The 25,761-nt window shown below is 44.7% G+C and carries 20 protein-coding genes; 12 read left to right on the forward strand and 8 right to left on the reverse strand.

The window, feature by feature from the left end:
- The first annotated feature begins 17 nt into the window (after positions 1-17).
- From R7P36_RS13035 to R7P36_RS13070, 8 genes are all read left to right on the forward strand, one after another.
- Positions 18-3,110, forward strand: coding sequence for a tetrathionate reductase subunit A (locus tag R7P36_RS13035; RefSeq protein ID WP_213899684.1), 3,093 nt, complete (start codon positions 18-20; stop codon positions 3,108-3,110).
- A 277-nt stretch (positions 3,111-3,387) separates the two neighbouring features.
- Positions 3,388-3,951 (forward strand): c-type cytochrome, encoded by a 564-nt coding sequence (locus R7P36_RS13040; RefSeq protein ID WP_395234560.1) that lies wholly within the window; start codon positions 3,388-3,390, stop codon positions 3,949-3,951.
- Positions 3,952-3,959: 8 nt separating this feature from the next.
- Positions 3,960-5,012 (forward strand): c-type cytochrome, encoded by a 1,053-nt coding sequence (locus tag R7P36_RS13045; protein WP_213899686.1) that lies wholly within the window; start codon positions 3,960-3,962, stop codon positions 5,010-5,012.
- Between the two features lie 303 nt (positions 5,013-5,315).
- A complete protein-coding gene (locus R7P36_RS13050; RefSeq protein ID WP_005376683.1) occupies positions 5,316-6,647 on the forward strand; it encodes a paraquat-inducible protein A in 1,332 nt (443 codons plus the stop codon).
- A complete protein-coding gene (pqiB, locus tag R7P36_RS13055; RefSeq protein ID WP_318122177.1) occupies positions 6,640-8,286 on the forward strand; it encodes an intermembrane transport protein PqiB in 1,647 nt (548 codons plus the stop codon). Before R7P36_RS13050 ends, pqiB begins: the two co-directional genes overlap by 8 nt.
- On the forward strand, positions 8,286-8,864 hold the full coding sequence (locus R7P36_RS13060; protein ID WP_042523078.1) for a membrane integrity-associated transporter subunit PqiC: 579 nt from the start codon (positions 8,286-8,288) through the stop codon (positions 8,862-8,864). The genes pqiB and R7P36_RS13060 overlap by 1 nt, the downstream gene beginning before the upstream one ends.
- A 102-nt stretch (positions 8,865-8,966) precedes the next feature.
- Positions 8,967-9,740: a hypothetical protein gene (locus tag R7P36_RS13065; RefSeq protein ID WP_005385811.1), complete on the forward strand. Its 774-nt coding sequence runs from the start codon at positions 8,967-8,969 to the stop codon at positions 9,738-9,740.
- 206 nt (positions 9,741-9,946) lie between these two features.
- The gene (locus R7P36_RS13070) at positions 9,947-10,186 is read left to right on the forward strand and encodes a hypothetical protein (RefSeq protein ID WP_033905728.1); all 240 of its coding nucleotides are present in this window, start codon (positions 9,947-9,949) and stop codon (positions 10,184-10,186) included.
- Positions 10,187-10,246: 60 nt separating this feature from the next.
- Here the strand turns inward: R7P36_RS13070 and R7P36_RS13075 are convergent, their stop codons facing one another.
- The 8 genes from R7P36_RS13075 to sohB all read right to left on the reverse strand — a co-directional run bounded on the left by R7P36_RS13075 (position 10,247) and on the right by sohB (position 19,357).
- The gene (locus R7P36_RS13075) at positions 10,247-12,085 is read right to left on the reverse strand and encodes an extracellular solute-binding protein (protein ID WP_042523082.1); all 1,839 of its coding nucleotides are present in this window, start codon (positions 12,083-12,085) and stop codon (positions 10,247-10,249) included.
- A 499-nt stretch (positions 12,086-12,584) separates the two neighbouring features.
- Positions 12,585-13,286 carry an orotidine-5'-phosphate decarboxylase gene (gene pyrF / locus R7P36_RS13080; RefSeq protein ID WP_042523084.1) on the reverse strand — a complete coding sequence of 234 codons (702 nt, stop codon included), beginning with the start codon at positions 13,284-13,286 and terminating at the stop codon, positions 12,585-12,587.
- Positions 13,287-13,370: 84 nt separating this feature from the next.
- Positions 13,371-14,546, reverse strand: a complete 1,176-nt coding sequence (lapB, locus tag R7P36_RS13085) for a lipopolysaccharide assembly protein LapB (RefSeq protein ID WP_005376665.1) — start codon at positions 14,544-14,546, stop codon at positions 13,371-13,373.
- 18 nt (positions 14,547-14,564) lie between these two features.
- Positions 14,565-14,861, reverse strand: coding sequence for a LapA family protein (locus tag R7P36_RS13090; protein WP_005376663.1), 297 nt, complete (start codon positions 14,859-14,861; stop codon positions 14,565-14,567).
- A 269-nt stretch (positions 14,862-15,130) separates the two neighbouring features.
- Complete coding sequence (ihfB, locus tag R7P36_RS13095) at positions 15,131-15,412, reverse strand: integration host factor subunit beta (RefSeq protein ID WP_005385816.1); 282 nt, start codon at positions 15,410-15,412, stop codon at positions 15,131-15,133.
- A 213-nt stretch (positions 15,413-15,625) separates the two neighbouring features.
- Complete coding sequence (gene rpsA, locus R7P36_RS13100; RefSeq protein ID WP_005385817.1) at positions 15,626-17,296, reverse strand: 30S ribosomal protein S1; 1,671 nt, start codon at positions 17,294-17,296, stop codon at positions 15,626-15,628.
- A 110-nt stretch (positions 17,297-17,406) separates the two neighbouring features.
- Entirely contained in the window at positions 17,407-18,087 is a 681-nt protein-coding gene (cmk, locus tag R7P36_RS13105; RefSeq protein ID WP_021033981.1) for a (d)CMP kinase, read from the reverse strand.
- Positions 18,088-18,295: 208 nt separating this feature from the next.
- Positions 18,296-19,357, reverse strand: coding sequence for a protease SohB (gene sohB, locus R7P36_RS13110; protein ID WP_213899687.1), 1,062 nt, complete (start codon positions 19,355-19,357; stop codon positions 18,296-18,298).
- 254 nt (positions 19,358-19,611) lie between these two features.
- Between sohB and R7P36_RS13115 the strand changes: the two genes are divergently transcribed.
- The 4 genes from R7P36_RS13115 to R7P36_RS13130 all read left to right on the forward strand — a co-directional run bounded on the left by R7P36_RS13115 (position 19,612) and on the right by R7P36_RS13130 (position 25,690).
- Positions 19,612-20,358 (forward strand): YciK family oxidoreductase, encoded by a 747-nt coding sequence (locus R7P36_RS13115; RefSeq protein WP_005372980.1) that lies wholly within the window; start codon positions 19,612-19,614, stop codon positions 20,356-20,358.
- A gap of 129 nt (positions 20,359-20,487) precedes the next feature.
- The gene (gene imuA, locus R7P36_RS13120) at positions 20,488-21,180 is read left to right on the forward strand and encodes a translesion DNA synthesis-associated protein ImuA (RefSeq protein WP_054577653.1); all 693 of its coding nucleotides are present in this window, start codon (positions 20,488-20,490) and stop codon (positions 21,178-21,180) included.
- 4 nt (positions 21,181-21,184) lie between these two features.
- Positions 21,185-22,588: a Y-family DNA polymerase gene (locus R7P36_RS13125; RefSeq protein WP_206970736.1), complete on the forward strand. Its 1,404-nt coding sequence runs from the start codon at positions 21,185-21,187 to the stop codon at positions 22,586-22,588.
- Positions 22,589-22,615: 27 nt separating this feature from the next.
- Positions 22,616-25,690 carry an error-prone DNA polymerase gene (locus tag R7P36_RS13130; protein ID WP_213899688.1) on the forward strand — a complete coding sequence of 1,025 codons (3,075 nt, stop codon included), beginning with the start codon at positions 22,616-22,618 and terminating at the stop codon, positions 25,688-25,690.
- The last annotated feature ends 71 nt before the right edge of the window (positions 25,691-25,761 follow it).

Raw genomic sequence — 25,761 nt, forward strand, 5'->3', positions numbered from 1 at the left:
TCAAAGGGGATTTCATCATGGATAACAAACGCCGTCAGTTTTTGAAATCAGGCATTGCAGTGAGTGGGCTTGGCGCATTCGCTGCGGGTTACGCCACCACCACCAAACACATGGTCGAGGGTGCGCTCGAAGGCACTGCGGGAGAAAAAACGCGTGATATTCACCACGGTAACTCGCTTGAACCAGAGTACACGGTCAACAGCAAAGGCAACCTAATCCCGAATCCAAATCAGCGCGTTGCGCCATCGATGTGTTTTGGTTGTTGGTCACTGTGCGGATTGCGTGTACGCATTGATAACCGCAGCGACGAGATTTTGCGTATTACTGGCAACCCATATCACCCACTCTCTCATCAGCAACACATTCCGTTCGAAACGCCAGTCAAAGATGCTTATTTAAGTTTGACAGGAGAAGCGGGCCTTGACGGTCGTTCAACAGCATGCGCACGTGGCAATGGGATGCTAGAAATTCGCAACAGCCCGTACCGCATTACTCAGCCACTGAAACGAGTTGGAAAACGCGGCGAAGGAAAATGGATTCCGATCAGCTATGAGCAATTGATAGAAGAAATCGTAGAAGGTGGTGATTTATTTGGTGAAGGCCATGTTGATGGCTTACGCAACATTCGCGATTTAACAACGCCCGTAGATCCTGAAAACCCAGAATATGGACCGAAAGCCAACCAATTGTTAATGACCAACGCCGGTAACGAAGGCCGAGACGACATATTCAAACGCTTCGCGTTCAACAGCTATGGTACACGTAACTTTGGGCATCACGGCTCTTACTGCGGCTACGCATTTCGTGCTGGCAGCGGCGCATTTATGAACGACTTAGATAAGAACGCACACTTAAAGCCAGATTTTGATAATGCGGAATACATCATCTTCATCGGTATGTCGCCTGCGCAAGCTGGCAACCCTTTTAAGCGCCAGGCGCGCCAACTCGCCAATGCGCGAACAGAAGGTAGCTTGGAATACACAATCGTCACGCCAAGTTTGCCTGCGGGTTCATCGAGCTTGGCCGCCGGTGACAACAACCGCTGGATACCAATCAAACCGGGCACCGACTCTGCCCTCGTGCTTGGCATGATCCAATGGATTATCGAAAACCAACGCTACAACAAAACCTTCTTGGCGCAGCCGGGGGCAAACGCGATGAAACGAGCCGGCACCGCGCACTGGTGTAATGCTACGCATCTCGTGATAAGCGATAATCAGCACCCGAGAAACGGCACGTTTTTACGCGCGTCGGACTTGAATCTGCCATTCGAGGGCGAAGCGTTGTCTGACTCCGACCCGTACGTCATCGTGGATGAGCAAAGCGGCGAATTTGGTGTTCATACCCAAGCTGAGGAAGCGGCACTGTTTGTCGATAAAACGGTTTCGCTTGCATCGGGCGAAGTGCGCGTAAAATCGTCTCTACAAAGACTCAAAGAAGAGGCGTTCAAATACAGTCTTGCGTTCTACAGCCAACAATGTGAAATCCCTGTCGAACAAATTGTTGAACTAGCAAAGCGCTTTACCAGTCACGGAACAAAAGCGGTGGTCGATACCCACGGTGGCAACATGCACACCAATGGGTTCTATAACTCGTTTACTATCATGATGCTCAATGCGTTGATTGGTAATATCAACATGAAAGGCGGCGCGATGGCGAAAGCGGGTGGCTACCCAACTTCCGCTGCGGGTCCTCGTTACGACTTCACCAAATTTGCTGGCAAAGTCGGCCCGAAAGGCGTCTTTTTATCGCGCAGTAAATTCCCATACCACAAAACCAGCGAATACAAACGTCGCGTTGAGGCTGGTGAATCCCCTTATCCAACTCGCGCACCTTGGTATCCGTTTGCAGCGCCACTGCTGACAGAACACCTATCTGCGGCTATTGATGGGTATCCATACCGCGTTAAAGCGTGGATCAATCACATGGCGAACCCAATGTATGGTGTACCCGGCTTGAAAGCGCTGCTGGAAGACAAGCTTAAAGATCCAAAGCAGCTCGGTTTGATTGTGTCTGTTGATGCGTTCATTAACGAAACCACCGCATTGTCGGATTATATTGTGCCGGACACGGTCACCTACGAAAGCTGGGGTATGGCAACGCCTTGGCACGACGTTCCGGTGAAAACCATCACCGCTCGCTGGCCGATTGTGGAAGCGCGAACAGAGAAAACCGCCGATGGTCGTTCAATTTGCTTAGAAAACTTTTTGATTGATGTCGCCAAGAAAATGCAACTAGGCGGCTTTGGTGACAACGCGATTCAAGATGCGCAAGGGAATTGGCACGCTCTCCACAGCGCTGAAGATTTCTACTTACGTTCCGCGGCAAACTTGGCTTATGTGAAAGGCGGGGTGCCTGAAGTTTCGGCAGAAGACATTGCGTGGTCCGGCCTAGAGCGTTTAATGCCAGCCATGCAGAAGACGCTGACAGCGGATGAGATGAAACGTGTGGCGTTTATTTTTGCTCGCGGTGGACGTTTTGAAAATGCAACCGAAGCGTATCAAGGTGAGCAAATGAAGCACAAATGGACACGACCTGTTGCGATATGGAATGAACGTGTCGGCAGCGCAAGAAACACCATGACCGGTGATTTCTACACGGGTTGCCCAACATGGCATCCACAAAAACTGGCCGATGGCACACCAATGGAAGAACAGTTCCCAAGCTCAGAATGGCCATTCAGCCTGACGAACTTTAAATCCAACATTCACAGTGCGGTATCCAATCTATCGCCAAGGTTGAACTCGATTAAAGGCGTAAACCCAGTGTACATCCATCCAATCGATGCCGAGCGCGCAGGCATTAAAACAGGTGATGAGTTTGTTATTGAGACACCATCTGCAAGCACCAAAGCACTTGCGATGATAGTCAGCGGAATTCGCCCTGGCACACTCGGATTTGAACATGGGTTTGGTCATACCGAGCTAGGACAACGCTCGCACTGGATCGGCGATAAACAACAACCCGTAAAAACGCGCAGCCAAGATGGCGTCAACATTAACGACATTGGCTTAATTGATCCTACCCGAGAAGGTAAAGGTGTATTGTTGGATTGGGTAGTGGGCGCGGCGGCACGTCAGTCCTTGCCGGCCAAAATCCGCAAAGCGTAACGCCGCACGTTAAGACGTCTCTACCACTTAGAGCTGCCGATTTGTGCAGCTCTTCACCACTTTGTTTTTATCGCTTATAGAACAACCAATAAAAACAAATACGGCCATTTACACTTATTAAATATGTGGAAATCCACAATACCTTTCATTATTGACAAGGCCGACAATATCGTCCGAGTGACTACCAAGTAGCACTTAGACATATTAATAAAAATTAAAGTGAGTCAGCATGTCAAAAATTCTTCCAGTGGTGGTGGCCTGTTTGTTAGCAACCACTATGGGCGCAAGCGCCTCGTCTATTCCGGAAAAAGCCAGCGTATGTAGCGGTTGTCACGGCCAAGATGGCATGGGACAGCCAAATATCGCGCCTATGATCGCTGGTTTAAACGCGAATTATCTCAACACTCAAATCGAACTATTCCTTAGTGGCGAACGCCAAAATGTGGTCATGCAAGGCATGGCGAAGGAACTCAGCGATCCCGCAGACCGTAAGGAAGTTATGGAGTACTTTGCTAACCTCCCGAGCTACGAGTTCACGAATCCAGAACAACGCGGCGACCAAGCTGATATTCGTAACCCGTATCGTAAATTAATTTTCCAAGGCAATTGGGATAGAAATATTCCAGCTTGCGCAACTTGTCATGGAGCCAGCGGTATGGGCGTCGACAAGTTCCCTCGCCTCGCAAGCCAACATGCTGATTACTTAAAAACGCAATTGATGGCATGGAAAAACGGCACTCGCAGTGGTGACCCGCTCAATATGATGGGGACCATCGCAAAAAATCTCACTGACAAAGAGATCGAAAATCTTGCTTACTACTTTGCCTCATTACGTTACTAGGAGCAGTCATGAAACGTTTCTATTCTTTGTTCGCACTGCCTTTCATTTCTACGCTCGTACTAGCTAACGATCCATTACCGGACCGCCAGAAAGAGCTACCTGCGATAGAAAAAGAAAAGCACGGTGAATACTTAAAACCGCGTGATCTCAGCACAATCCCAAACACCGCATTTGGTGAGCAAGTAAAACGCGGTTACTCGCTCTTTGTTAACTCACAACAAATGCGCGGAAAATACGTTGGCAACGAACAAAACTGTGTGAACTGCCATATGGAGGCAGGACGAAAAGCAAACGCTGCGCCACTGTGGGCAGCTTACATGGCATACCCGGCATATCGTAAGAAAAACGATCGCGTAAACAGCTATGCTGACCGTATCCAGGGTTGTTTCGAGTATTCCATGAACGGTAAAGCGCCCGCTTACGATTCGCCAGAAATTGTTGCCCTTAGTGCTTACGCCTACTGGTTAGCGATGGGCGGCTTGCTTGACAAACATGGTATGGCGGATGAACCCATTCCAGAGCTAGACGCAAAAGCGTTGCAAATTGGTGGAAAAGCAAAAGACTTCCCGTTGCCCGAAGCCATCGCACAAGCACTACCAATTGAAAAGCGAGGTAATCTCTCTGGGCGTGGCTACCCAAAAATCAACGCCCCTGAGCAAGAACCATCAATAGAGCGAGGCGCACTGGTCTACGAAAAGAACTGTGAAACTTGCCATCGCGCCGAAGGTTCTGGCATCAAAGACACCAACGGCCACTCATACATTCCACCACTTTGGGGCGAATATGCGTATAACTGGGGCGCAGGTATGCACCGGATTAACACAGCGGCCTATTTTATTTACGAAAACATGCCGCTTGGGAAAAGTGTGCAGCTGACAGAGCAAGAAGCTTGGGATGTCGCAGCATACGTTAACAGCCATGAGCGCCCACAAGATCCTCGATTCAAAGGCAATGTCACCGCAAACTCGGAGAAATATCACCAGCACCAAGGCTATTACGGCAAAACGCTCAACGGTACGCAAGTCGGCTCCAATGCCTTTAAGAGCGGAACGGTCAAGTAAAGTACAACTAAGCACCTTAAATAAAATGCTCTTTTTCCCTGCTCAGATTATCTGGGCAGGGTTACTTACCCTTAAAAACAAGTAGTTACCCCCTCCAATAAACAAGCAACATCATATTACTTTCGGCTTCCAACATACTCATCTTCGCCGTAAAATCTTGTACCAAACGCGACTTCGTTTATGTCTTAGATCTCCCATATGCTCTAATGCCAGAAGTAAGAAACTCGTAAACTCCTGAATCAAAACAAGCGTGCCTAGTGAAAAAAGAGTATTCTTAAAGCAAATGAATCTAAAACCTACCCGATGAGTATTCAACCTAATTCCCGTCAGTTAATTTCATGCGAAGAGTGCGGCCTTGTTGTTCGCATTCCCGATATCGAACAGGGGCAAAAAGCACAATGTCCTCGATGTTCGCATTCGCTGACTAAAGTGAATGCCAAGCCTTACCAAAGCGTGATCGCCATATCATCGGCATGTTTGATCATGTTAGTGCTAAGCATTTCTTTCCCTTTTATGTCGTTCAGCGTGCAAGGGTTGTCGCAAGAAATCACCTTGTTGCACGCTGCCAAAATGCTGGCTGAGTTTCAAAATGTGCTTTTGGGTGTGCTGCTACTCGCAACAGTTATCGTTTTGCCTGCAATCTATGTTGGTCTCATTCTCTTTCTTCACCTTGAAGCATTAAAAGCACGTAAACATACCCCCTCCAAAAAGCAGCAACGAATGGCAAAAGTTTTATGCCGTCTTCTGTTTCGAGTCGAACCTTGGTTAATGGTGGATGTATTTTTGATTGGCGTGTTGGTCAGCTTAATTAAAATCGCTTCCCTCGCAGACATAGGAATGGGCACTTCATTCTGGGCGTTTTGTGTATATACCGTTCTGGTAGTCAAATGCATATCAATGGTCGACAAAAGCTGGCTCTGGGGGCACTTCATTCCAGCTATCGAGCTACCTGATGTAAAAGAGGGTGATACGCACCATAACCACAACCATATTGGTTGTCATACGTGTCACCAGCTCAACCCTATTGAAGCTAAAAAACACCAACACTGCATTCGTTGTAAAAGCCCTATTCACAAATACAACCCCGCAGACAATTTACAAAAAGCTTGGGCGCTTTTGTTTGCTTCAATCATTTTCTATATCCCTGCAAACCTCTACCCTATGATGTACACAGTAAGCCTTGGACATGCAGAAGGTTCAACTATCATGGAGGGGGTAATATTGCTTTGGCATTTAGGTTCTTACCCTATTGCGATGGTAATTTTCTTTGCTAGCGTATTTATTCCAATGGCGAAAATGCTGGCACTCGCGTGGCTGTATTACAATGCGCAAAAAGCGCGATATCTTCCGCACGAAGAGAGTATTTCACGCTTAAAGATCTACCGTATAACTGAGTTTATTGGCCGTTGGTCCATGATCGATATCTTCGTCGTCGCGATCTTAGTTGCACTGGTTCAACTGCAAAACTTAATGGCGATTTATCCAGGTCCTGCTGCGCTCTCTTTCGCGGCAGTGGTCATTTTTACTATGCTTTCTGCAATGATATTTGACTCACGTTTATTGTGGCAATTGCCACAAAACGAAGTGCAGGAGCCGATTTCTGACAACTTAAACGAGAAAGCCAAATATGAGTGATGAGAACAACGTAACCGCTCAAATAAAACCGCAAAAGCAGATTTCTGCGATATGGATTGTCCCGATCCTTGCGCTAGCCATGGGAGCGTGGATGCTGTTCCAATATATCAACAGTACAGGCCCACAAATTACTCTCCAACTGCCAACCGCAGATGGGATTGAGGTTGGCAAAACCGAAATCCGAGCATTGAATGTAAAAGTCGGACTGATTACTGAAGTCACTCTCAGTGAAAATTACGATCACATCATCGCTAAGGCACAAATGAACAAGGATGCAGAACGCATGCTGCGAGATGACACCATGTTTTGGGTGGTGAAGCCTCGTATTGGCCGTGATGGCGTTTCAGGTTTAGAGACCTTGCTGTCTGGCGCTTATATCCAACTTCAACCGGGTAAATCTAAGATAGAGAAAGAGCACTTTACGGTCTTAGATGTTCCCCCAGTGGCCTCTCCTGATGCAGAGGGGTTACGCCTTGTGTTAACACACCGCGAGGCTGGTAAGCTAGGCGTTGGTGACCCCGTCATTTATAAAGGCTTTACGGTTGGTCGTGTAGAGAAAACCAGCTTTGATGTTGACACTCGCAAAGCGTTATACCAACTCTTTATTTTCAAGCCTTATGACAGCTTAGTGCACACTCGTACCAAGTTCTGGCTGAATTCTGGCGTAGATTTACAGCTCAACGCTGAAGGGTTCGAAGTCAAGTTTGGCTCATTAGAGAGCATGCTAACGGGTGGTGTTACCTTCGATACCGTTCCAGGTCTTGAATCCGGTGAACAGCTCACTGAAAATATGGTCAACTTCCGCTTGTACGATGATATTAAACAACTTCGAGAAGGCATGTACGATGATTATATTGAATTCGTTATGCTTTTTGATGAATCGGTACGAGGACTTAAACGTAAGGCACCTGTCGAATATCGAGGCTTGAGAATTGGTACTGTGATGCGTGTACCAATGCGACTTCCAACCCCAGAAGAGAACTTTTCTGCGAAAAAAATCCCTGTATTGGTACGTATCGAGCTCGGCCGTGTTTATGGCGATTTCCAATCCCAATCTTTACCAATGTTAAAAGATAAATTGAAGAGTGAGTTTGCTAAAGGCCTACGTGGTACTTTAAAAACAGGTAACTTATTAACAGGCGCACTGTATGTTGACGCCGACTTCTATCCAAACGACGAGCCTTACGTACCGAGTAAGTTTGCTGATTTAGATGTTTTCCCAACCATGCGTGGTGGTTTTGCGCAGGTTCAGCGCCAAGTGAACGACTTCCTAAATAAGATTAATAACTTACCAATGGAAGAAACACTAGACTCTCTCAATTCAACGTTAAAAACGTCCGAAAAAACGTTAGCTTCAGCAGAACGTGTGGCGGACAGTATTGATAAACTTTTGAATCAAAAAGAGACGCAAGAGATCCCAACAGATATTCGCCAAAGCTTACAGCAATTACAAAAAACACTCGATGGTTATGGGCCCAACTCAACCATGTACAGCGAAATGGAAGCCACGCTAAAAGAATTAGAAAGCGTGATGACAGAGTTTAAACCCGTACTTAAACAGCTAAACGAAAAGCCAAACTCTCTTGTGTTTGGAGAAGATGAAATCAGTGACCCAATACCAGTTAAAGGCCAAAACTAATGAAACGAGTATTCTTTCTGTCTATCGCGCTATTTGTCGGTCTAACGGGTTGCAGTAGCGCTCCGCAAACTAAAGGAGCTATGTACCTTCTACCTAAGGCGGAACCAGTGACGCTGAGCTCTTCTGATATCGCTCAGCGCCCAACTTTAGTTGTTCGTCCAGTGACATTGGCGAGTTATTTGAATGATAATGGCATTGTTTATCGAACCTCTGAGACCCAAGTTATTCAGGCAAAACACAATCAATGGGCGCACAGTATTTCTGAGCAAATCACTCAGAGAGTTGTCGCGGAACTACGTCAAAAGCAAAGTCATTACTGGCCGACTGAAATGAACAATCTGTTGGATCAAAGCGGTGAAGCCAAACTACAGCTTACGTTAAATAAATTTAATGGCAGCTACAAAGGTAATATCGAAATTGAGGGAGAATGGTTGCTCATTAATGCCGAAGGTAAGGTCGAAAACAGTGCGCCAATACAAATCTCACAGCCGCTTCAAGATGAGGGCTATGAAGCGCTCGTCAACGCTTTATCCATAGGCTTAGAAAGCCTAACCTCAGACATTGCCAAACAACTCTAAGTCAATGTTAATTACAGGGAAGCAAGTTGCTTCCCTTTTTTATGCAGAGTGTAGCGACTTCTACTAAGCTGAAAGCTGACGAAAAGCCGAAAAGGAAATTGGATGAAACCATGTAACCTGCTATCACTCTCCTCACTCATTCTTGTATTACCTACATCAGTAGCGCTCTCAGCCGAGACACAAGAATCTCGTTGGCGAAATAGCATAGAAGTGTACATGCTAGGACTGAATATCCACGGGGATACCAGTATTGGTCGCTTTTCATCAGAGGTGGATGTCGATCCTAAGTTCATCGTAGACCACCTCGATATTGGGGCGATGTTGCGATTCGAGAGTATTTACCAAAGTAAGTGGGGCTACTACATAGATTATAGTTTCATGAACTTAAGTGGTGATGTTAATAATATCAAGGGCGCTCTGCCTAACGCTCGTTATCGTGCGGACATCGAAATACGGCAAGGTGTTCTAGAAGCAAAGGCATTCCAACGCGAACAATATTCATTTGGTAAACTGGATTATATGTTTGGATTACGTTGGTGGGACAATGACATCACCGGCAAGCTGTATCGTAATGATAACCGGGTACTAGAAGATAGACTGTCATTACAAGAAGATTGGGTCGATTTTTTAGTTGGCTTGCGACTCATTGATGAATTGAGCGAAAACTGGCGATTTCATGCCAGCATCGACGCCGGACTTGGCAACGATACTCACTTCACTTATGCCATTCAAACTGGTGTTCGTTATCGTTTTAACGAATGGTCTGATCTCAACTTAGCTTACAAGTCGACCTGGGTTGATTACAAAAATGAGGGAGTATTTGAATATGATACAGCTTCTCAAGGGCTTTTAGTCGGACTTGGCTTTTACTTTTGATCAGGTGAAACCCTAGCCTATATTCAAGCGTTGTAACGTGTACTAGCTCTAGGTACACGTCTAGTGTCGCGTTACAGATGCTTAAATAAGGCAAATTGATCTTCATCAGACTATAAATTGCTCTTCGGTGTTACTCTCTGTCGCAAAATATAAAACCCCACTCTATGACCTCATATAGGTCTTATTGATAAGGTTCCCGAGTAGCAATGTCGATTAACATTTCCGATTTAACCACCGCCCTAAATAAGGTGGAGCATATTCATAAAGTTCAGCTTGAAAACGTACATCAGTTCTTCAAAGCAAACGAAGCTTTTTCGTTGCAAACATTCAGCCAGCTGATATCAAGCGACTCGCTTGATGATCGATTTAAAACCATCGATAGAGCGTTCTCTTTGCTTGGTGATGCAAAAACCTACCTTTTAGAAGTGTCTTACCTTATTAAGTAAAAAAGAAAGCCCCGATAAAATTCATTATCGGGGCTATCATTTTCTATCTAAACTACTGATTTACAATTTGTAACGATCATCAATTACCGTTAGTTCTGGGAAGGTTTTACCCTCGTCCATCGCTTCTTCTGTCTCTTCTTTTACTTGGTTATCAATCCAGAAATTACCGATATCCATTGGATGAAGCACCCATTCTGTCGCTTTTGTCATGCCGTTTTTAGGAATTTTAACCCAGCGCCAATGAGCAACTCGAGAATAAGGCACCATGTAGCCAGGAACGATGATATTTGCTTTGCTGACATAGTTTTGGATTTGATGCGACAAGTCGTAACGCTTCTCCTGATCAAACTCAGAATCATACGCTTCAATTAACTTGTCTAGCTCAGGGCTGCTGTAATTGGTATGAGCATTCGTTTGTGGTCGATTTGCATTATCCGAGTGTAGGTATTCCCAATACGCAGGGATCTCACCAGAGCCCATATTCAAAAACGCTAGCTGATGCTTTTTCTCAAGAATGTATTTAAACGCAGATGAGCCATCCACCAAGTTTAACGTGAACTCAAGACCAGCAAGTTTCGCTTGCTCTTTCAGGTATGCAATACGCGGTGTCCAAGAGTTGTATCCGTAGGTGATAGCAAAGCTCAAGCGTTGGCCCTTGTCGTTAACACGAATACCATCTGCGCCCACTTTATCAAAGCCCGCTTTTTCGAAGTGTTTAACCGCCGCATCAGCATCAAACTTTGGCGGTGTATTGCTAGGATCATCGTATTCGCCATGACCAAAGCCGAGTCCATGCGGTTTACGTGAATAATCTCCACGCATGATGTTTTCAATCATGCCGTCATAGTCAGTGGCTGCCATAACACCTTTACGCACTTCTAGGTTATCCAACATAGGCATCGCTGTGTTCATCCAAAGACCACCAGCTCCTTGCGGTGCTTCGTTAAAGCCCCAGTACTTTTGGATATAGCCTTTTTTGTACACATCACTATTGGTTTTGTCATGCCAAAAGCTTGGTAGCACCATCTCAAAGTAGTCTAAGTTGCCTTTCTCAAAGTGCTTCATGGCAATATCAGGATCGCGAATTACCTTAATGCGAACCTTTTCAACGTTATAACGGTTTTTATAGTAGCGGTTGTTGTATCCCCACCAATCTTCACCGACATGTTTGAATGTCACGCTCTTACCTTTCTTCACTTGATCAATGTAGTAAGGCGCTGCGGTTGGCTCAGATTTAAAGTTAAACTTTCTGACGAAGTTATCAGGCATGCCATCGTTATTTGCGTCCTTTTCTCCTTCAAAGAAGTGTTCAGGACGAGGCTGAAAACCATTACTTGGCATGTTAATCATAACCATAAGTGAGTCATGACTTTGAGCTACAGCAAGATTGACTTTGATCGTGTAGTCATCAATTTTTTCAACACTCACAATACTGTTTGTGAAGAAGTCGTTATACCACGGGTCGATAATGTCTTTTGACGTGTAGTACTTCATCATAAAGACGTAATCATCTGCTGTAATTTTTTCACCATCTGACCACTCGGCCGTTTCGTCGAGTTTAAAGAATACGGTTTTGTTGTCTTCTCCAAATGCCCATGACTTAGCAAGTTGAGGGATCCATTTGCCAGTATTTGGATGACGCTGAGCCAGTTTTGGTGAACCATCCATTAAGTATTGGCGCAAACCTGAGTTCGCATCTGGACCAACACTTCGTAATGTTTGCGGAAAGCTCTGAATGTAAGTGCGATAGGTGCCACCTCGTACCGCTTCTTCAGAGGCAAATAGAGGTTCGTTGTTGTTTGAAATCCATTCGATATCAGCTGGCAATTCTGCCGCACTCAGTTGAAAACTGGCAGCGGTCAGTGTTGCTAGTACTGAAAATGGCAGTTTTTTAGTCATGTTTCTTCCTTGTTGTGTTTGCGCACTAAGGTCGTAACAAGGAAGACAGCGTGTGAAAGCTCACAGAAAGCTGCGATTTAAAATACGCAGATAGGAAATAATAGGAACGTAATATGAAGTGACGTCCTGCCAGCTTCTATATTAATTTCAAAGAGTTTCACTAGGTCATCCTAGACCTTACAACGCAGTGAATGCATCTTCGCCATAGTATTCTTTAGATATTTGTAACGCAAGCCATCAATAACACATGATTGCATTTTCGAGGCATCACAGTGAGTTATGTTACAAAAGTGTGATCAGCATAGTACCAAGCCCTACTTTACTCAGAATAAACCGCAGAACCTTTATCTCAATTGGCCCCGATATACCAGTTACAGCGAGTAAATGATCAGACATAGCTGGTTAAAAGGAATGGCTGTTTACCGCGATCAGTATTTTCACTCGATATAAAAAGTGAGGCATCTTAGCCTCACTTTTCTCCATACAATCGAGACAGTGCTTACATTTTAGATAAGCTCTCATTGATCGACTTCAGCACTTCTGCAGGATTTGACGCTTTAGTGATAGGGCGACCAATCACAAGATAATCTGAACCTGATTGGATAGCGTCTACTGGCGTCATGATACGGCGTTGGTCACCTTGTTCTGAACCAGCAGGTCGAATACCAGGGGTCACTAATTTAAATTCTTGGCCTAGTTCGCTCTTCAGTAGTGAGGACTCTTGCGCTGAACATACGACACCATCTAAGCCCGCGTTTTTGGTCAAGGTTGCTAGACGAATCACTTGCTCCTGAGGCGCAACATTCAAACCAATACCAGCTAAATCACTTTGTTCCATACTGGTTAGTACCGTTACACCGATAAGAAGTGGACGATCTTTACCATATGGCTCAAGAATTTCACGTGATGCCGTCATCATACGCTCACCACCGCTCGCGTGTACGTTCACCATCCATACACCCATTTCAGCCGCAGCGCGAACTGCTTTCGAACAGGTGTTTGGAATATCGTGAAATTTTAAATCTAGGAATACCGAGAAACCACGTTTATGGAGTTCACGTACAAAATCAGGACCAAATAGCGTAAACATCTCCTTACCAACTTTTAGTCGGCATGACGCAGGATCAATTCTATCTACAAACGCAAGTGCATCTGCTTGGTTATCATAATCCAGTGCGACAATAACTTTTTGGTCGATCATTTCATCTCCTAACTGTTTTGGTTCTTATTAAATAAAAAGTTAAAAAAATGCAGCAGACAGAAACTCTGCCAGCTGCATTAAGAATTATTCACCATCCAATCCGCGGATTGGCTTGATCGTCCCCCATCCTTTACAGGACGGACAATGCCAATAAAGGGAATGGGTAGAAAATCCACACTTCCGGCATCGGTAATGTGGTTTCACTTTTAACTGTTCACCCACCATCGCTTGTAGTGTTGATAGGCTGTCTTTCGCTCGACCATCTTCTGCTTCTGCAATGTGGTAGTCAATTAAACGGTAGAAGCCCTTCATGGTTGGGTTTTTCAGCAATTGTTTCGTCAGTAACTCTTGAGCAGCCCCAACGTTCTCGTGATGAGCAACTAATTGAGCCAACATCAACTCGGCTGATACGCCAGCTTTCTTATCAATACAAGCTCGCAGAAACTCGACAAGTTCATCTTCCTGACCCAGATGATGATAGCATTCTGCAATAGTTGGCAAGACATCACTGATAAAGTCTTTATCTTGCTCAAGTACCCCCGTCAGATATTTGATGGTGTGCTTATAGTCTTCAGACTCTAGGTAAATTCGTCCCAAAGCAATACTTGCTCGAACACACTTCGGGTCTTCCGCTAACGCTTTTTTAAAATGCTGTATTGCCTTATTAGTATTCCCATCAGCTTGGTCGAGCATGGCTATTTCACACCAAAAATGGGCAATATTTGCACGCATCCTTGAGCGTTTATTACCTAACTTAGCCAATTGGTTCGCGTAATAAATCGCCTTTTCCCATTCTCGTGTTTGCTGATAAATGGTCACTAATTGTTGAAGAGCCGCCTCTTTGTAATCTGGCTCTTCGACTAACTGTTCGAAGATTTTCTCTGCACGATCAAGAAAACCTGAGACCATGTAGTCTTTCGCTAACTGTTGAAGGGCGAGGTTCTTTTGGTCCAGTGTTAAGCCTGAACGAGAAATAAGATTTTGGTGAATTCTGATTGCGCGGTCGACTTCACCACGAGACCGGAACAGGTTACCCAACGCAAGGTGAGTATCGATGGTCTCGTTATCAACTTGGAGCAATTCAATAAAGTGATCGACAGCCTTATCTGATTGGTCAGAGAGCAGCAGATTAAGACCCGTCATATACTGACGAGAGATTTGATGAGATTGCTTCTGCTTGTCTTGCTGAGCGCTGCGATGCCCCATATACCAGCCATACGCAGCAGCTATAGGCAACAACAAGAAGAGTAGTTCAAGCATTAAAGTTAAGCCTTATCCTTATGCCTGTTTTTCAATGGCTGGTTTATCAGCAGCGTTGTTTGATTCCGTTGGTTCGTACTTTTTCAGTTTTTTCTTTAAACGACGGACCTGTAGCTGAGTTTTCAGTTGGATGCTACCAAAGATAACCCACGCTAAAGCAAAGCCAACCACAAATACTACACCTAATAGCGTAGATAAGTGGAACTCTCCTTTTGCTAGAAGATAGTTAAAAGTCACGAGCTCTTGGTTTTGGGAACCTAACGCCAATGCAATTAAAAAGAGAGCTAAAACAGCAACGATTTTTATAATTTTCATGTTACATCACCCTTCTAGGAGTAAGTCGGTAAGATTATGCAGGAAAATGCTTCTTCAGACTACGTATATTAGCAATAATCTATACCCAAGTAACCTCAAGATGCTTAGTTTGTAGACATGCTTAGAAGTTAAAGTTATTTGGGTATAGAAAACAGCTGAATCCACAATTAGATTAGTAAACGATCTTAGATGTATGACTAACTTGGATACATTACAAAAAAGCGGCATACACAAACGTATGCCGCTTTTTTCAAACTAATAAGAGTGCATTAACCAATATTTACACGCTCACGAAGTTCTTTACCAGGTTTGAAATGTGGAACGTATTTACCTTCCAATTCCACTTTATCGCCCGTTTTAGGGTTACGACCTACGCGAGGCTCGCGGTAATGAAGAGAAAAACTACCAAAGCCACGGATCTCGATACGGTCACCGCTCTCTAGTGTAGAGGCCATGTGCTCTAAAATATCTTTTACAGCATCCTCTACCTCTTTCGCTGATAAGTGTGTTTGCTCAGCGCAGAGTCTTTCAATCAGTTCAGACTTAGTCATAGTTGCCCTCTTTGAGTATCTTTATCACTTATTATAGTAAGTAATACTAATTCCAACAAACACTTGCTGACAATTCTAGACAAATTTTATGCAAAATGCGCAATGAAGAAATGCCTTTTATTAAGATAGTTTACTGTCATTAGTATTACTACTTAAATATGACCAAATATAAAAAAGGAGCCTTGCGGCTCCTTTTTTGCTTAAGCGAGTATATTATTCGCCTTTAGCAGCTTTGAAAGCGTCAGCCATTGCGTTACCGAATGCATTGTCATCTTGCTTGTTGATAGATGCCATTGCTTCTTGCTCGTCAGCTTCGTCTTTAGCTTTGATAGATAGGTTGATTACGCGGTTCTTACGGTCTACACCTGTGAACTTCGCTTCAACAACATCACCAGCGCTTAGGATTAGAGAAGCATCTTCTACGCGATCGCGTGATACTTCAGAAGCACGGATGTAACCTTCAACGCCTTCTGCGATTTCAACAGTAGCGCCTTTAGCGTCAACAGCAGTTACAGTAGCGTTAACTAGAACACCTTTCTTGTTGTCAGCAACGTAAGCATTGAATGGGTCATTTTCCATTTGCTTGATGCCTAGAGAGATGCGCTCACGCTCAGCGTCTACTGCTAGAACAACTGCAGAGATCTCGTCGCCTTTCTTGTACTCACGTACAGCTTCTTCGCCAGCAACATTCCAAGAAATGTCAGATAGGTGAACTAGACCATCGATGCCGCCTTCTAGACCGATGAAGATACCGAAGTCAGTGATAGACTTGATCTTACCAGTAACTTTGTCGCCTTTAGCTTGTGCTTCAGCGAATGACTGCCATGGGTTAGCTTTACACTGTTTCAGACCTAGAGAGATACGACGACGTTCTTCGTCGATTTCAAGAACCATAACCTCAACTTCGTCGCCAACATTAACAACTTTAGAAGGGTGGATGTTCTTGTTAGTCCAATCCATTTCTGAAACGTGAACTAGACCTTCAACGCCTTCTTCGATTTCAACGAAGCAGCCGTAGTCAGTTAGGTTAGTTACGCGACCAGTTAGTTTGTGACCTTCTGGGTAACGCTTAGCGATTGCTACCCATGGATCTTCGCCTAGTTGCTTAAGACCTAGTGATACGCGAGTACGCTCACGGTCGAACTTAAGAACTTTAACTTGGATCTCGTCACCAACGTTAACGATTTCAGATGGGTGCTTAACGCGCTTCCAAGCCATATCAGTGATATGTAGAAGACCGTCAACGCCACCTAGGTCAACGAACGCACCGTAGTCAGTAAGGTTCTTAACGATACCTTTAACTTCAGAACCTTCTTGTAGAGTTTCTAGAAGCTCGTCACGCTCAACGCTGTTCTCTGATTCGATAACTGCACGACGTGAAACAACTACGTTGTTACGTTTTTGGTCAAGTTTGATAACTTTGAACTCTAGCTCTTTGTTTTCTAGGTGAGCAGTGTCGCGGATTGGACGTACGTCTACTAGAGAGCCAGGAAGGAAAGCACGGATACCGTTTAGTTCAACAGTGAAACCGCCTTTAACTTTACCGTTGATGATACCAACAACAGTTTCAGCTTCTTCGTAAGCTTTCTCAAGTACGATCCAAGCTTCGTGACGCTTAGCTTTCTCACGAGAAAGTTGAGTTTCACCGAAACCATCTTCAACAGCGTCTAGAGCTACGTCTACTTCAGCGCCAACTTCAACTTCAAGTTCGCCAGCAGCGTTCTTGAACTGTTCAGCAGGGATAGCAGATTCAGACTTAAGACCAGCGTCAACAAGAACGAAACCGTTCTCGATAGCTACTACAGTACCTTTAACGATGCTGCCTTGTTGGAATTCTGTTTCGTTTAGAAACTCTTCAAAGAGTTGAGCAAAAGATTCAGTCATTTAATTAATCTTCAATAAATTAAACTTCCACGGGTATCCTACCGCATGGGGTTATTAAATTCGCCAGTCATCATCCTTGCGACCAACGCTCTTAGCCTAGTCGAGTATTATTACTCAGCTAGCTTCGATTCGATATATTGTAGTGCCTTTTCTACTACTTCGTCGATAGTCATCGACGTAGAATCTAGCACAAGCGCATCCTCAGCAGGGCGTAATGGCGCCACTGGGCGGTTACGATCTCGGTCGTCACGCTCTTGGATCTCGCTTAAAAGGTCAGCAAATCTAACATCTAACCCTTTCTCTTGCAACTGTTTAAGGCGTCGATTTGCACGCTCTTCAGCACTTGCATCAAGGAAGATTTTTGCTTGCGCACTCGGGAATACAATTGTGCCCATATCACGACCATCAGCAACCAGACCCGGAGCGGTCTCAAATGCACGCTGACGACGTAGTAATGCTTCACGAACACGTGGCAAAGCCGCAACTTTAGATGCTGCCATACCCGTTTCTTCTTTACGAAGCTCCCCTGACACGTCTTCGCCTTCTAGAATGACCTTAACTAAGTCACCTTCCGCGATAAATTGAACGTCTAGGTGTGTTGCTAGTGGGACAAGAGCATCTTCTGACTCGGTGTCGACACCGTGGTGAATCGCAGCGAGTGCAAGTACACGATAAATTGCGCCAGAATCTAAGAGTTGGAAACCCAACTTTTTCGCCAGCAACATACATAAAGTGCCTTTACCTGCACCACTAGGTCCATCTACGGTTACAACCGGAGTTTGAGAGGACATGTTCTTCTCCACCAATAGTTTCTTTTCAGCAATTTGCTCGGTTTTCGAGGCGCACATTATACGGGTAATCAGTCTTTGGAGCGAGGAAAAATGTCGTGTAAAGCATTACACCTAATGCGTAATTGGATTCATCAACAAACATAAAGTTCAACAAAAACGGCGAGAGCTTCCGCCCTCGCCGTTTTAAATGTCATGAACTTAAGCTCGATTAAACAATCGGCTGTTGACCACGCTCAGCTAACTTTAAAATCACACTATCAGCGACTTTACCCGCCACACCTGCTAGCTTGTCGGCCAGTTTTTTCTTTTGTACATAATGCACAGAAAGTACAGTTTTATCTTTGCATGCTGCAACAACGATATCATCAGATGTACTAATGTCATCCACCAAACCAAGCTCTTTCGCTTGTGTACCGAACCAGTGCTCACCAGTGGCTACTTTGTCTAGGTCCAAACTAGGACGACGCTCACGGATGAAGTCTTTAAACAAGACATGTGTTTCTTCAAGTTCTTGCTTAAACTTATCGCGCGCTTTATCGGTATTCTCACCGAACATCGTTAGCGTGCGTTTATATTCACCCGCTGTTAGTTGTTCGTACTCAATGTCATGTTTCTTCAACAGTTTGTTGAAGTTAGGAATTTGTGCGATAACGCCAATAGACCCCACAATTGCAAATGGTGCAGAAACAATCTTATCTGCTACACATGCCATCATGTAACCGCCACTTGCCGCAACTTTGTCAACAGAGATGGTCAGAGGAAGACCTGCAGCTTTGATTCGGTCCAGTTGAGAAGAGGCAAGGCCGTAACCATGAACCATACCACCGCCAGACTCTAAGCGAAGTAACACTTCATCACCTTCACGTGCGACAGCCAAAATAGCGGTGATTTCTTCACGTAGAGACGCGACTTCTTTTGCGTCTATGCTACCGTTGAAATCAAGAACAAATAGGTGTGGTTCACGCTTGCTATCTAATGAACCGTCTTTGCTCGCTTGTTTGATTTCTTTCTCGCGAGATTTGTTCTTCTCTTTTTCTTCTTTCTTGACGGCTTTATCTCGAGCCTTGATGAAAGCATCGTCATGCAAATGATGCTCTAACTGCTCAACAGATTGTTTGTGTTGCTCTGAAAGGTTGGTAATCTCTAACTCCCCTTTCGCCGCACCCGATTTGCCACCAGCCGATTTTGCAATAATGAGCAGAACAATTATCGCAGCAACCACCGTGATAATTTTGGCCAGAAACAGACCATAATCTAATAAAAATTCCAACGAGAGCTCCTTTATCTCATTTCAGATGACGTTAGTATGTTACGCAGAAACATCAGCGAGAAGGCAGCGCGGTTTGTAACCACTTGTTCTGATTGATAGCATACCTAACGAAAGTTCTGGAATTGGTATAACACATGAATTGGTGTATTGTAACCATCTTGTCACGATTACCAAGATTTTCCATTGAGAAACAGGCGTTTTTTAGCGTCAATTAACTATCATGGACCCTCTTACAATAATAAGGATTTATCGCCGTGAACTACTCCGTTTCAGCTGATGCTCTAAAAGGTAAAGTCATTCTTGTTACTGGCGCTGGTAATGGCATCGGCCGTCAAGCCGCGCTTTCTTATGCCGAGCACGGTGCAACTGTTATTCTCTTGGGTAGAAATGTGCAAAACCTTGAATCTATCTATGATGAGATTGAAGCTGCTGGCTATCCACAAGCAGCTATCATTCCATTGGATCTCAAGGGTGCAACTCAGCAGAATTACATTGATATGGCAGAGACAATCGAAGGACAGTTTGGTCGCTTGGATGGTCTATTACACAACGCAGGTGTCTTGAGTTCGCTGTGTCCATTTGATCAAATCAAAGAGGAAGACTTCGACGATATCATGCAGATCAACGTGAAAGCCGAAGTGCTAATGACTCAAGCACTACTGCCTGTGATGCGTAAATCAGAAGCTGGGCGTATTATCTTTACCTCTTCAACCGTCGGCCACTCTGGCCGCGCATTCTGGGGGCCATATGCTATCTCTAAATTTGCCGTAGAAGGCATGATGCAAGTTTTGGCTGACGAGCTGAGTGATACACCGATCCGCGTTAACGCAATTAACCCTGGTGCCACTCGTACTCGCATGCGTGAAAAAGCATATCCGGGTGAAGATGCGAATACTCTCAAAACGCCACTGGATATCATGCCGCTATATTTGCACTTAATGGATCCTGCGGTTACCGATGTGAACGGTCAGTGCATCGACGCTCAACCGAAGCGTAAATAACTCATTCAGGTTACCTCACATAATTGATTGAAAAGGCAGCAAACGCTGCCTTTTTTCATTTCTCTCTTCATAAAAATCTTGCGACTTTCTCCCACAGAAATATACTGTATATACATACAGGTATTTATTATGCAAGATATTATTCAGAACTTAAAAAGCCAACACCTTGTTTGGCAAGCAAATTTAACGAAAGCAGATCCTCAGCAGTTGCAGACTAGTTCCGGTTTTTCTGAATTAGATGATTTGCTCGGCGGAGGCTTTCCACCTCATGGCGTAGTGGAGATGGAATCTATTGGTAGTATTGGTGAATTGCGTTTGCTCGCTCCCTATTTAAAAGCCACTCAGACCAATGGTATAACCGCATTTATTCAACCACCTGCGCTAGTGAATTCTCTGTTTTTACACTACATCGGGTTGGATATAAACCAAGTGTGGGTTGTTAATCCAGCTCATCCCAAAGATGCTCTTTGGGCTGCAGAGCAATGTCTGAAAAGTGGGGTATGCAGTAATGTTTTGTTATGGCAAGAAGAGCTTGAAATACATCAAGTGAAACGCTTACAGGTAGCAAGTGAACAAGGGAGTTGTCCGCTCTTTATGCTTAAAACAGATACTATCAACCGCTTGTCTTTGCCTGTGTCACTCAGTTTAAAACTGAAAGGCGACGAGCAAGGGATTAATGTTGAAGTGCTGAAAAGGAAAGGAGGCTGGAATAGAGGTAGCGTTAGTATCGGCTTCCAACACCATTACCCGCAACTGGTGAAACCATCATCTGAAACTGTGCACTCGACTGTGGTCAATTTCCCACTGGCGAACCAAGGTTAGTGATATGGCTCTGTGGATTTACTTGCACTTCCCTCGCCTACAGCTAGACGCACTCTTTGGTGATAACCAAGAACAACCCGTGGTGATTGTCGAAAGCCAACGTTGCCAGATTATTCAATACAACGAGATTGCCGAACAACAAGGCATTAAGCCAGGTATGGGCCTAGGCAGTGCTGCGTCCTTGTGTCGAGATTTACAAGTGCATCCTTATCATCCACAAACCGAATTAAATAAATTACAAGAGGTAGCTCAGTGGTTGTATTTGATCACATCTGACGTTGTGTTGATGCCAAACCAAGGTATTTTACTGCGTGCTACTCCAATGCTCGCTCTGTATGAAGGGCTTGAAAACTATTGGAATAAAGTCAGAGCTCACTTATCGGAGCTGAAACTGAGTTTTCAATTCGGATGTGGTTTTTCTCCTTTTGCTGCCAAATTGATGGCAATATCAGGAGCGAACGTCATCAGTGAAGACAAATCTGCCATACAAAAAGCTTTATCACCACTACCGTTAAAACTGACAGATTTATCAAACGCTACCGTAGAGAAGTTACAACGTGTAGGTGTCACCACATTGCAAAACCTGCTTGAACTGCCATTGCAAGACATCGCACGACGCTTTGATATCGATTTGGTGAACTACGTTGGTCGACTGACTGGGCAGTTTAAACACCCTGTCGACTTTTATCACCCTACCGAATCCTTCCAAGTTTATTTAGAGCTGTTGTTTGAGATCGAAAACGTTCAGTGGATTGAAAAGCCGTTGGCCAAATTACTTCGTCAACTCGAAATCTTTCTTAAATTAAGAGATAAGGTCGCTTTTGAACTGTGTTTAACACTCCACCAGCGTGAGAAACAAGAGCAACACCTTCAACTCACTTCTGCGCAAGGTGATTACCTATGTCAGCGTTGGCAACAGTTAGCGAGTTTGAGCTTAGAGTCACTCTCGCTTAATGGCCCAGTCACAGGGCTAACGTTAAAAGTCATCCGTCAAGGTGAGCCTCTTAGTGCATCACGCGATCTCTTTGCTGGGCAGAAAGGAAACATGAATGCTTTAGAGTTGCTTTCTTTACTGCAAGCTAAATTGGGGAAAAGTGCCGTTTTAAAACCCAATATTGCTTGCGATCCTAGACCAGAAAAGGCCAGTCAGTATCGCCCTGCTGATGCTACGGATGAAAAGGGGCACGCCATACCATCCATACTACGCCCAGCAATGCAATTACCGACTCCCATTGTATTGCAAGAGCAAGTTTCTTTGGTCCACGGACCTGAGCGAATAGTTTCTGGGTGGTGGGATGGTGATGAGATCATGCGTGATTACTACATTGCACACACCAAGCAAGGCCGCTGGTTATGGATATTTCGTGATCAGCACAAGCACTGGTTTCTTCATGGCTATTTTTGTTAAATCGACAGTTATTTTTGTTGGGTCATTATGAGTTACGCGGAACTATTTTGTCAGTCTAACTTCTCTTTTTTGACTGGAGCTTCTCATGCAGAAGAGCTGGTACTCCAAGCTGCTTTCTATCGCTATCAAGCTCTAGCTATAACGGATGAATGTTCAGTCGCGGGCGTTGTCAAAGCCCATGCGACCATCGAACAACATAAACTCGATATCAAACAAATCGTTGGAAGTATGTTTTGGTTAAATGATGAATGCCAAATCGTACTGCTTTGCCCTTGTCGCAAGGCTTATGCCGAGTTGTGTCGTATCATCACAAACGCAAGGAGACGCAGTGAAAAAGGCAACTATCAACTGTTCGAATGGGATTTGATGTCGGTTCGACATTGTTTGGTATTGTGGCTGCCCACACATCAAGAGAGTGATCATTATTGGGGGCGCTGGCTCAATCAACACCACGCTAATCGTTTGTGGGTAGCGATTCAGCGCCATTTGAGTAACAACGATACTGAGTACATTGCGCACTGCGAGCAGTTAGCACATGAATTTCAATTACCTATAACTGCCTGCGGAGGCGTTCTCATGCATGATGTTGAACGCTTGCCATTACAGCATGTACTTACTGCTATAAAGCATGGTTGTAGCGTCGATAAACTCGGTTTTGACCGTATTTCGAATACTGAGCGAGCGCTTCGTCCTTTTAAAAAGTTGATTCGGATTTACAAACCAGAATGGCTGGAAGAAAGTACTTACATCGCCGATTTATGCGGGTTTAAGCTCTCCGATTTAAAATACGAATATCCTACCGAGCTGATCCCAGATGGTTACACACCCGACTCTTACTTACGTATGTTGGTAGAACGCGGTAAAAAGCTGCGTTTTCCTGAAGGCGTGCCAGCAGAAGTCAATCAAACCATCGAGAATGAACTGGCGCTTATTCAAGAGCTGAAATACCACTACTACTTCCTTACTATTCACGACATCGTAATGTTCGCGAAACAGCAAGGCATTCTTTACCAAGGGCGAGGTTCCGCTGCAAACTCTGTGGTGTGTTATTGCCTGGAAATTACCGCCGTCGATCCTCGACAAATCGCTGTCTTATTCGAACGATTTATCAGTAAAGAACGTAAGGAACCGCCGGATATTGATGTAGACTTTGAACACGAGCGCCGTGAAGAAGTTATCCAGTATATTTACAAAAAATATGGTCGTGAGCGTGCAGCACTTGCTGCAACAGTGATCAGCTATCGCTTTAAAAGTGCCGTGCGTGAAGTCGGTAAAGCACTAGGGATTGAAGAGACCCAATTAGATTTTTTCATTAAGAACGTTAATCGCCGAGATCGCAGCCAAGGCTGGCAAGCTCAAATTATTGAACTTGGCTTACAACCAGAATCTCTCAAAGGGCAGCAGTTTATCCAATTGGTCAACGAGATCATTGGCTTCCCACGCCATTTATCTCAGCACGTAGGTGGCTTTGTAATTTCATCTGGCCCTTTATATGAGTTGGTACCTGTTGAAAATGCCTCGATGGAAGATCGCACTATCATTCAATGGGATAAAGACGATTTAGAAAGCTTGAAGCTACTAAAAGTCGATGTACTCGCACTCGGCATGTTAAACGCCATCAAAAAGTGCTTTCAACTGGTCGAGAAACATCACCAGCGCTCCCTCTCGATTTCCGAGATCACTCGCCGACAAGATGATCCACACGTGTACCGCATGATCCAAAAAGCTGACACGATAGGCGTATTCCAAATTGAATCTCGTGCACAAATGAGCATGCTTCCTCGCCTAAAGCCTGCTTGTTATTACGACTTAGTGATTCAAATTGCAATTGTTCGTCCAGGCCCTATTCAGGGTGATATGGTGCATCCTTTTTTAAAACGACGAGATCACAAAGAGCCTGTCAGTTATCCATCGGAAGAAGTAAAAAGCGTTCTTGAGCGGACTATGGGCGTCCCTATTTTCCAAGAGCAAGTCATCAAGCTAGCCATGGTAGCCGCAGGGTTTAGCGGCGGCGAGGCCGATCAACTCCGTCGAGCGATGGCATCATGGAAAAAGAATGGCGATCTCGCTAAATTCAGACCAAAACTGATCAATGGTATGCAAGAGAGAGGCTATGACTTAGCGTTTGCTGAGCGCATTTTCGATCAGATTTGCGGCTTTGGTGAGTACGGCTTCCCTGAAAGTCATTCAGCGTCTTTCGCAGTGCTGGCATATTGTTCTGCATGGTTAAAATATTATTACCCAGCCGAATTTTACACTGCATTGTTGAACAGCCAACCAATGGGATTTTATAGCCCATCGCAATTAGTACAAGATGCTCGCCGACATGGCGTCGAAGTATTGCCGGTGTGCGTCAATCATTCAAAATATCAACATCATCTCGTCTCACGTCCGAATGGCAGGCTCGGCGTGCAACTTGGTTTTCGCTTGGTGAAAGGCTTTAACGCAGAAAGCGCACAAAGACTTATTGAGCGCAAACCACTTAATGGTTACCGATCGATTCAAGAAGTAAAGCAGATATTAAGAAGCCGAAGTGACATTGAATTATTGGCTTCAGCCAATGCATTTCAGGCCTTATCGGGAAATCGTTATAACGCTCGCTGGGCAGCAATGGATTCCTTATCTGACCTACCATTGTTTCACAAGGTCGAAGAACCCAATGTTAGCTACCAGACTCAACCTTCTGAATATGAAAATTTAATTGAGGATTACGCAAGCACGGGACTATCTCTTAGCCGCCATCCAATTAAATTATTAGAAGAAACGGGCAAACTCCCTCACTTTACCCGCATGAGGCAACTGACAGAGAAACCGCATAAGTCACTGGTCACAGTGGTAGGTGTGGTAACAGGAAGACAATCTCCAGGCACCGCCGCTGGCGTGACATTTTTTACGTTAGAAGATGACACGGGCAACATTAATGTGGTCGTTTGGCAAGCGACAGCACGAGCCCAAAAGCAAGCGTATTTAGGCGCTAAAGTATTAATGGTGAAAGGCATTCTTGAAAGAGAGGGAGAAGTCACGCACGTCATTGCTGGTAAGTTGATTGATTGCACGCACTACTTGAACAATCTACAAAGTAAATCTCGGGATTTCCATTAGTACAGAGGAATTAAGGAGAGAGATGTTAAAAATCAGAGAGAGGTGCGCTCCCTCTGATTTCACTAGATCTA

It is taken from the genome of Vibrio sp. 397 (assembly GCF_033339395.1).
In the GTDB taxonomy this organism is placed as follows: Bacteria; Pseudomonadota; Gammaproteobacteria; order Enterobacterales; family Vibrionaceae; genus Vibrio; species Vibrio alginolyticus.

Bases quoted from the DNA above. Each gene is read 5' to 3' on its own strand.
- R7P36_RS13035 (WP_213899684.1), top strand. From the start codon at position 18: ATGGATAACAAACGCCGTCAGTTTTTGAAATCAGGCATTGCAGTGAGT.
- ihfB (WP_005385816.1), bottom strand. From the start codon at position 15,412: ATGACTAAGTCTGAACTGATTGAAAGACTCTGCGCTGAGCAAACACAC.
- rpsA (WP_005385817.1), bottom strand. From the start codon at position 17,296: ATGACTGAATCTTTTGCTCAACTCTTTGAAGAGTTTCTAAACGAAACA.
- R7P36_RS13045 (WP_213899686.1), top strand. From the start codon at position 3,960: ATGAAACGTTTCTATTCTTTGTTCGCACTGCCTTTCATTTCTACGCTC.
- pqiB (WP_318122177.1), top strand. From the start codon at position 6,640: ATGAGTGATGAGAACAACGTAACCGCTCAAATAAAACCGCAAAAGCAG.
- R7P36_RS13075 (WP_042523082.1), bottom strand. From the start codon at position 12,085: ATGACTAAAAAACTGCCATTTTCAGTACTAGCAACACTGACCGCTGCC.
- cmk (WP_021033981.1), bottom strand. From the start codon at position 18,087: ATGTCCTCTCAAACTCCGGTTGTAACCGTAGATGGACCTAGTGGTGCA.
- pyrF (WP_042523084.1), bottom strand. From the start codon at position 13,286: ATGATCGACCAAAAAGTTATTGTCGCACTGGATTATGATAACCAAGCA.
- R7P36_RS13050 (WP_005376683.1), top strand. From the start codon at position 5,316: ATGAGTATTCAACCTAATTCCCGTCAGTTAATTTCATGCGAAGAGTGC.
- R7P36_RS13060 (WP_042523078.1), top strand. From the start codon at position 8,286: ATGAAACGAGTATTCTTTCTGTCTATCGCGCTATTTGTCGGTCTAACG.
- R7P36_RS13040 (WP_395234560.1), top strand. From the start codon at position 3,388: ATGGGCGCAAGCGCCTCGTCTATTCCGGAAAAAGCCAGCGTATGTAGC.
- imuA (WP_054577653.1), top strand. From the start codon at position 20,488: ATGCAAGATATTATTCAGAACTTAAAAAGCCAACACCTTGTTTGGCAA.
- R7P36_RS13065 (WP_005385811.1), top strand. From the start codon at position 8,967: ATGAAACCATGTAACCTGCTATCACTCTCCTCACTCATTCTTGTATTA.
- R7P36_RS13125 (WP_206970736.1), top strand. From the start codon at position 21,185: ATGGCTCTGTGGATTTACTTGCACTTCCCTCGCCTACAGCTAGACGCA.
- lapB (WP_005376665.1), bottom strand. From the start codon at position 14,546: ATGCTTGAACTACTCTTCTTGTTGTTGCCTATAGCTGCTGCGTATGGC.
- R7P36_RS13130 (WP_213899688.1), top strand. From the start codon at position 22,616: ATGAGTTACGCGGAACTATTTTGTCAGTCTAACTTCTCTTTTTTGACT.
- R7P36_RS13070 (WP_033905728.1), top strand. From the start codon at position 9,947: ATGTCGATTAACATTTCCGATTTAACCACCGCCCTAAATAAGGTGGAG.
- R7P36_RS13090 (WP_005376663.1), bottom strand. From the start codon at position 14,861: ATGAAAATTATAAAAATCGTTGCTGTTTTAGCTCTCTTTTTAATTGCA.